Here is a 7,127-nt window from a genome sequence, read left to right as displayed (position 1 = left end):
GCCCAGACCAAGACCTCAAAGCCGTACCGAACCAAGGGGGACCGCTTCTTCGCCGAGATTCATCGCGTTGACGCTGACTTCCATCGCTCCTCCAGCGGCTACGATGCGCTCTACGAACGCAAGGTCTGGCGGTCCAAGCAGTTGGCGCGGCACCTCGCCGATTGGGTGCCGGAGCTGACGTTGAAAGCCAGCGAGCTTGTTGAGATCACCCCCCTCAACATGCGCGCCAAGTTTGAGGCCGGGCTACGGGCGGTGAAGGCCGAGCGAGCGCTGGACGTCGGCAACCTGCTGGCCGAGACACTCCTTCATGCCGTCCTGCGACATTGGTTCGGCAGCGAGCCGGTGCCGTGCAAGCTGTTCCACCGGTCCACGCACGGCGATAAGGTCACCAAGAACGCCCACCTCGTCCATGGCGAGAACGGGGACGAGCTGTGGATCGGTCGAACCCATCTCTTCGACGAGCGCGACCCGGCTCCGCTTTTTGCCCGCATCAGCGCCGAGCTTTCCGACGCCCTCGACACCGAATTGCTGGTCGAGGAGCGCGGCATTATTCTTCAGCTGCGGGAACCGCAGCACTACACCGACTACGCGATCGGCGCGGCGCTTGCGCCGGGCGCCCCGATCGACGACTTCATCCGTATCCTGTGCCTGCCGCTGCTCATCGCCTATGACAGCTCCGTACTCTCCAACGGCCACGCCGATGACTATCAGGCGCGTCTGGTGGAGGAGATCGCTCAGCTCGGCGTCGGCGTGACGGCGAGCTTGCCGGCCTCGGTCGAGGAGGTGCGCGTCCACGTCTTCATGATCCCGGTCGAGAACCTCGCGGCGCTAAAGGATCAATTCGCCGAACACTTGGGGCTGCCATGAACTACGCAAGCGTCAGATCCGCGCTCGGCGAGGAGAACTTTGGAGGTGAGACGCCATTCAACCTGCTGCGGGCGATCGCCGAACACGTCAATGACAAGGCATCTGCCCAGAACGGGCGCGACCTGGTCATCCGTGCGCTCGCTCGGAGCAAGTCCTTCGACGACTTCGAAACCCAGATCCTGACCTCGCTCGTTCGTGCGGTCGGCCTCTATCCCTACATGGGAGACACCCTGACCTTCGCGCAAGACGACGACCGCCTAGCCTACGAGCTGCATCGGCCGGACGGCATGGACGAGGTGTTCCACAGTCTCCAAGCGAAGGTCTACTACCAGCTCAGGACCGGCTCCAACGTCGTCCTCAGCGCCTCGACTAGCGTCGGCAAGAGTCTCTTGATCGATGCGATGATCGCGCTCGGGAAATTCAAGAAGATCGTCATTGTCGTGCCGACACTGGCGCTCATAGACGAGACCCGAAAGCGGCTCGTGCGACGTTTCCGGGGCACGGTGCACGTGATCACCCATCCCACGCAGGCCGCCGATCCCAAGAGCGTGAACGTCTACGTGCTCACCCAGGAGCGGGTCCGACAACGCGAGGATCTGACGAACGTCGATTTCTTCGTGATCGACGAATTCTACAAGCTTGACCTACGCCACGAGAAGGACAAACGGCGCGCGATCGAACTCAACCTGGCCTTCCATCAACTCGCCGGAACCAAGGCGCAGTTCTATCTGCTCGGGCCGAACATCCACGCGATCAAGGGGCTGGATCGTTACGAGATCCATTTCATCCCGTCCGAGTATTCGACGGTCGCCGTCGACGTCGTCAACTTTGACCTTCCCACCCGTGGCGACGAGCGCGATGCGGCACTGATCGAGCTCTGCAAGACCTTGCACAGCGCGACCCTGATCTACTGCCAAGCCCCCGGCAGCGCCTCGCGCGTCGCCAACACGCTGATGCGGGACGTGGTGAAAGTGGACGTCGCCGCCTGCGCCGAGCATGCCGACTGGATCGATGAGAACTTTCACGCCGAATGGGTCGTCGCTAAAGCCCTCCGGCGGGGCGTTGGTCTGCACCATGGCGGCATTCCCCGCGCCCTGCAGCAGCATATGGTGCGGCTGTTCAACGACGGCGTTATCAAGCGCCTGATCTGCACCTCGACGTTGATCGAGGGGGTCAATACGGCGGCCGAGAACGTGATCGTCTATGACCGGCGGCGAAACAAGAACGTCCTGGACTTCTTCACCTACAAGAACATCCAGGGACGCGCCGGACGGATGGGACGGTACTTCATCGGCAAGGTCTTCATGTTGGAGTCCGCGCCCGCGGACGAGGAAACGATCGTCGAATATCCGGTCGGCGAGCAGGGGCTCGAGACGCCGCTCTCACTGATCATGCAGCTAGAGGACGGCGACTTGACCGACGTGTCGCGCTCACGCGTGGCCGATGCCCTCAAGGACAGCTTCCTCAGCGAGGACACCATCCGGCTGAACGGCTCAATCGAGCCCGACACGCAGAATCGCCTGGCCCGCGCCTTGTTCGAGGCTATGGCGGAACGACCCGACCTCTACACATGGCGCGGCTACCCCAAGAAGGCGCAGCTGATCGCGGTCGCCGAACTGGTCATGGACTACCTTTCCGGACCCACGATGCAGAACCTCGGCGTAAGCTCGGCCAGGCAGCTTCACTGGCACCTTTCACGATTGAGCCAGGACGGCGGTCTCAAGGCCTATCTGTCGGATGTCGCCAACGGCGTGCTGCCCGGCCAAGACGTTTCAGCCAAGATCGACGAAGCGCTGAAGATCACCCGCAACATCGTCAGCTACAGCTTCCCGCAGGACCTCATGGTCGTTCACAACATCCAGCTGGAGGTGGCCGGCATGTTGGACCTCGTCCCGGGCGACTACAGTGTCTACGCCGACGCCGCGAACCACCTGTTTCTACCGGCGACGATCGCGGCACTCGACGAATACGGCGTGCCCTTGCAGATTGCACGAAAGATCTCGGGATACCTCGAACCCCACCACGTTCTCGACGATGTCATCTCCAAGCTCCGGGCGCTGGACCCGGACGATGTCGATGAACTGACGGACTTCGAACGGCGATGGATTGAGGTCGTCCAAGAAAGTCTCTGAGTGCAACTGGGTGCGTTTGGTTACCGTTCGAACGACCTCGACGGGACGAGAGTTGTCTTCTCGATTTAGGTTTTGAAGGTCGTGTTCCTGGCGGCACGCCAACGTCCGCTCATGGCGCGATGCAGTCTTGGTCATCGCAACCCTAGCCACGCGAGAGCACTGCTGGCACGGTCTGCGCCATGGCGAAGCTGATCCAGGCAACCGATCTTCACTTTGCGTGGCTTCTGGGGGAGGCCTCGTCGGTCGATGGCCTCCGACAGGCGCCCGACGGGGTGGAGGAGCGGCGGATCCTGGCCTGGCTTCGCAGGACATCGGCCCGGCTTGAAGCTGCGGGCCACCCGAGCACCTTCCTCATTGTGGACGATGGCGAGGTTGTCGGTTTGTGCAGCTTCAAAGGCCCGCCGGATAGGTCGGGCGTTGCCGAGATCGGTTACGGAATAGCCGAAAGTCGGCGGCGAAGGGGCTATGCGACAAGAGCTGTATCGCTGCTGTGCGAGCACGTTTGTCGAAGTGGTGCGCCTAAGGCGTTGAAGGCTGAAACCTCACCCGCCAATCCGGCCTCCCAGCGAGTGCTCGAGAGCAATGGGTTCGCCCACGTCGGTATGCGGCAAGACGCTGAGGATGGCAGTCTCTTGGTTTGGTCAAAGACGTTCGCCTAGGCACGGGCTAGCAAGCCCGCGTCGCAGTACGAAGCTTACACCACCGCGTCTCAACAGCGGATGTCCGCTTGTCGGCAATAGGCCAACTTCTGCTCGTGGCGCGTTCCTGCCATCTGCGCGCTCCCGAAGAAACATCGCGAGAAGCAGACACACAAAACGTCCCGGATGGGTGGTGGGCTCCGCTCCAACACCCGATACCGGGGCGAATGAGGCGACCCTACATCAGCGGCTCGTGCTCGATATGTGCGGGCTAATTACGGCGGGTCAAACTCGGGGCTCAAGACCCAGGTGGTTTCGCCCACAGCCGGAATGAACCCAAGATGCTGTAGGATCGGCCGGCTGGTCTCCCGGGCTTCAGTGCTGAGAAATCTTAGGCCTTGGGCGCGCGCAGCTGAGACCCGGGCCGCGACAAGGGCACGATAAGCGCCTACCCCGCGGTGAGACGGGGCGACCCCCCCGCCATACAACTGGCCGAAGGCTTGGCCGGGAGCCGTCTCCAGCCGCGCCGAGGCTACTGGTTCACCCGCCACGTAGGCCACGAACAGGGCTACGTCGTGACGATCGAGATGAGCGGCGTAGGCGTCCCGCCGGTCCGAGGCTTGAGTGTCGCCAAACGCCTTGTTCGCTGCGGCGACGAAGTCGTCCAGCCCGGCAAGGTCGGCAACGCGGCGCACCTCAGCTCCCGGCAATGTGGAGGGCGGAAGTTGCCGCTCCAGGTCGAGGAACATCAGCGTCCCCGGCGGGTTGGCGCGAAATCCGGCCGCTGCCAGCAAGTCGGGCAACACGCTGGGCTGGTCGTGATCATGCACCCGCCAGATCAGCGCTTCGCCCTTCGAGCGGAAGCTCGCCGCGTAGCGCGCGACAACCGTCTCTGCGTCAGACGCCGAGAAGTCCCACCAGTTCACGAAGTTGAAGGCCCCAGCCAACCAGACGACGCCATCCTCCCGCACCACGGTTCGGCCGGGCCGGGGCGCTGGGTTGGCCCGCACGTTAGCGTCGTAAAGAGAAAGTAGGGCTTGGACGTCCATAGCCTGACCTTGGCGCAGGATCATTGGCTTGGCGAGATGCACGAAGGGTCATGGCGCATGAACCTGCCAGGCGAGGCTTCAGATGATGATGGCCTCGCCATCCCTGAGTGTTCGGAATGGCAACCCGCTGTCGACCATCGCAGCGATGGCTTTATCAGCGGCGGCGGCTTCGGGATGATCGGACCGGAAGTGCGGAACAACCGCGTAGTCAACTAGGCCCAGACCTTCCCAGATCGGCTCGGTTGGATAGCCGTCAGCCAGGACGGAGGGGTCGTCCATAAACTCAATCCCTCGCAAAGAGGGCCCCGCGGCGACGGTGCCGGCGCTCCAGCCGCCATAGATCAGCTCCCCCGTAGCAACCTCGCCGGGAATGAGCTGGTCAAAGCCGCTTTGGCGCATCGCTCGCCGGAGCAGGAAGCTGTTGCCGCCCACGGCCCACACCAAGTCCAACACCTGCAGCGCATCGGCGAGCTCCGTTGGCGATCCGAAAAAGGTACGTAGATCGAGGTCTGCGGCGTCGAACCCCTCACTTCGAAATACGTCTATTGGGTCGAACACCTTCGCGGCGTATGCGGCCCGATCCCTTGCGGAGATGAAGTCGAGGGCATTGCTGATGACCCCAACCTTTCCGCCGGTAGGTAGCGCCTCAAGCAGTTCGCCAAAGCGATCGCCCATTCGGAATGACGAAAGATAGAGTTTCACAGCCGCGCCCTTTTGCTTCTGCAATGCTAACGAGGTGGGGCGCGTTGAGAAGGGTAGATTGCAGACGTTGCTTTTCACTGCGCCTTAGCCAAACTTCAGGCTCAAGGAACTCCATGCTCGGTCACATTTCACTCGGCGTTCGTGATCTGGCGAGAGCCACCGTGTTCTACGACGCGACTATGTCTGCGCTTGGTTACACACGATTAGACACCGACCATAAGTCGGTGGGGTATGGCTTGCCCGGTACTCGAAATGACCGTTTGCGTCTGTTCCAGCGTGACGAAGCGGCTCCACCCGGACCGGGATTTCATGTGGCGTTTGTCGCCCCAAGTCAGGTGGCAGTAGATCGCTTCCACGATGCAGCCCTTCGGAACGGAGGTTCGGATCAGGGAGGGCCGGGACTACGCCCGCAGTATGGACCTAACTACTACGCTGCATTTGTCGTTGACCCAGATGGCTACAAACTCGAAGCGAAGCATCCGCCACCGCCTGAGGGATAGGTCCGCAAAGGGCTCCTAGTCGCCGTTGGGAATGTCCGGATTCGGGCAGGGGCCTCGACGCTCGCCAACGGCAACTTCGCGGCGCGAATCCAACGGGGAGAATCGACCCGTTGCGGACATCGGGTCTACTGCTACTCTTGCCCTAAGATGGCCCTGGATGTTGAATCGGCCGATGGAGTTTGCCGTGGAGGCGCGGATGCTGTCGGCGATCAGTCTGGAAGGGTGCTTGGGGTGAGCAAGCCGTGGTTTCGCCGCCGCCATATGATGACCTTTCCTATCCATCCAATGGGCTGGTTCACTTACAGTCTGTTTTTTTTCGCAGGCGGACTTTGGGTCGCTGTCGATACCGGATCGTTGGTTGGACCTGAATGGTTGACCGAGGGGACTGGGATTCTGGTCGCCGTCGTTCTGCTCGGCATGTGTGTCGCACTTATCGCGAAGACTGAAAAACGCTGATGCTCGCCGTCAACAACGTCTTCATCTCCGTCAGCGAGGAGCGGATGTGCCGCCCCGAGGCCCGGCAATCAGGTCGCAAGCGGATGTCCGCTCACCACCCTTCGCTGCCCTTGAGAAGGTCTGCTTCCGGTCCGTGGGGTCCACGCTCCGGTTTTGGGTGAGGGGCCGACTTCCGCACCGGACCCCGAGCGGACCTAGGCGGTAAGGGAGCCCACCAGTTCGAGGTCAGCCACGTTATCGGGATCGACGTTCAAACCGACCCAGAGGTCATCGGCTTCTCGTATGTAGTTGCCGTATGCCGTTCCAATCCAAAAGAGATATGCGGCCCCATTCCTCTCGAACCTGTGTCGAACGCCGACCGGAGCCTTGTTCAGCGGCACGAGACCGTCTGTCCACCGCTCGGGGCAGGTGAAAAGGTCGACGGAGAGGAGCGTGGCACCTTTGAGATCGATCCAGTCGCTGCCCATATCCGGACCTATTCGGTCGAGAGTCCCTACTCCCCAGCGCTCCTCTTCCCCTGACGCCTTTAACGTCATTGGGGATACCCGATTCCACGAGAGAAAAAGCTCGAGATTGGACTCAAATCGAAGCTGCACACCGCCGGTGAAGCTGAGCCGCGGTGCACCAAAGGCTCTCACTAGGTCGGGCGTGTCGCTCGACAGCGGCATCCAGGCGAACCCGATCATTCGGTGCCCCATCAGCGGCTGGTAGGCCCGCAACAGTTGTTCAGACGCAGAAATCATCGGTATCCAGCCTAGCTTTTAGAGGGTCTGCTCGCCACCC

At 61.8% G+C, this 7,127-nt stretch carries 8 protein-coding genes; 5 read left to right on the top strand and 3 right to left on the bottom strand.

Annotation, left to right across the window (positions count from 1 at the left end; all coding sequences use genetic code 11):
• The 3 genes from AAC997_RS10950 to AAC997_RS10940 all read left to right on the top strand — a co-directional run.
• Window positions 1-867: DUF1837 domain-containing protein (locus AAC997_RS10950; RefSeq protein ID WP_340645735.1), on the top strand; the 867-nt coding region annotated here is incomplete at its 5' end.
• On the top strand, window positions 864-2,999 hold the full coding sequence (locus AAC997_RS10945; RefSeq protein WP_340645734.1) for a DEAD/DEAH box helicase: 2,136 nt from the start codon (window positions 864-866) through the stop codon (window positions 2,997-2,999). The genes AAC997_RS10950 and AAC997_RS10945, both read left to right, overlap by 4 nt.
• A gap of 179 nt (window positions 3,000-3,178) precedes the next feature.
• Entirely contained in the window at window positions 3,179-3,658 is a 480-nt protein-coding gene (locus tag AAC997_RS10940; RefSeq protein ID WP_340645733.1) for a GNAT family N-acetyltransferase, read from the top strand.
• Window positions 3,659-3,912: 254 nt separating this feature from the next.
• Here AAC997_RS10940 and AAC997_RS10935 read toward each other — a convergent pair whose 3' ends face one another.
• Window positions 3,913-4,728 (bottom strand): GNAT family N-acetyltransferase, encoded by an 816-nt coding sequence (locus AAC997_RS10935; RefSeq protein WP_340645732.1) that lies wholly within the window; start codon window positions 4,726-4,728, stop codon window positions 3,913-3,915.
• A gap of 36 nt (window positions 4,729-4,764) precedes the next feature.
• Entirely contained in the window at window positions 4,765-5,388 is a 624-nt protein-coding gene (locus tag AAC997_RS10930) for a Type 1 glutamine amidotransferase-like domain-containing protein (protein ID WP_340645731.1), read from the bottom strand.
• Between AAC997_RS10930 and AAC997_RS10925 the strand changes: the two genes are divergently transcribed.
• Both AAC997_RS10925 and AAC997_RS10920 read left to right on the top strand, forming a co-directional pair.
• Entirely contained in the window at window positions 5,367-5,888 is a 522-nt protein-coding gene (locus AAC997_RS10925) for a VOC family protein (RefSeq protein WP_340645730.1), read from the top strand. The genes AAC997_RS10930 and AAC997_RS10925 overlap by 22 nt on opposite strands.
• Before the next feature lie 231 nt (window positions 5,889-6,119).
• The gene (locus tag AAC997_RS10920) at window positions 6,120-6,344 is read left to right on the top strand and encodes a hypothetical protein (RefSeq protein ID WP_340645729.1); all 225 of its coding nucleotides are present in this window, start codon (window positions 6,120-6,122) and stop codon (window positions 6,342-6,344) included.
• A gap of 194 nt (window positions 6,345-6,538) precedes the next feature.
• Here the strand turns inward: AAC997_RS10920 and AAC997_RS10915 are convergent, their stop codons facing one another.
• Window positions 6,539-7,030 carry a hypothetical protein gene (locus AAC997_RS10915; RefSeq protein WP_340645728.1) on the bottom strand — a complete coding sequence of 164 codons (492 nt, stop codon included), beginning with the start codon at window positions 7,028-7,030 and terminating at the stop codon, window positions 6,539-6,541.
• Between the last annotated feature and the right edge of the window lie 97 nt (window positions 7,031-7,127).

This window comes from Phenylobacterium sp., from assembly GCF_037968635.1.
Classification (GTDB): domain Bacteria; phylum Pseudomonadota; class Alphaproteobacteria; order Caulobacterales; family Caulobacteraceae; genus Phenylobacterium.
Note: the sequence above shows the minus strand (reverse complement) of the source record. Positions and strands in the feature narration are given on the sequence as shown.

Bases quoted from the DNA above. Each gene is read 5' to 3' on its own strand.
- AAC997_RS10945 (WP_340645734.1), top strand. From the start codon at position 864: ATGAACTACGCAAGCGTCAGATCCGCGCTCGGCGAGGAGAACTTTGGA.
- AAC997_RS10940 (WP_340645733.1), top strand. From the start codon at position 3,179: ATGGCGAAGCTGATCCAGGCAACCGATCTTCACTTTGCGTGGCTTCTG.
- AAC997_RS10925 (WP_340645730.1), top strand. From the start codon at position 5,367: ATGACGAAAGATAGAGTTTCACAGCCGCGCCCTTTTGCTTCTGCAATG.
- AAC997_RS10915 (WP_340645728.1), bottom strand. From the start codon at position 7,030: ATGATCGGGTTCGCCTGGATGCCGCTGTCGAGCGACACGCCCGACCTA.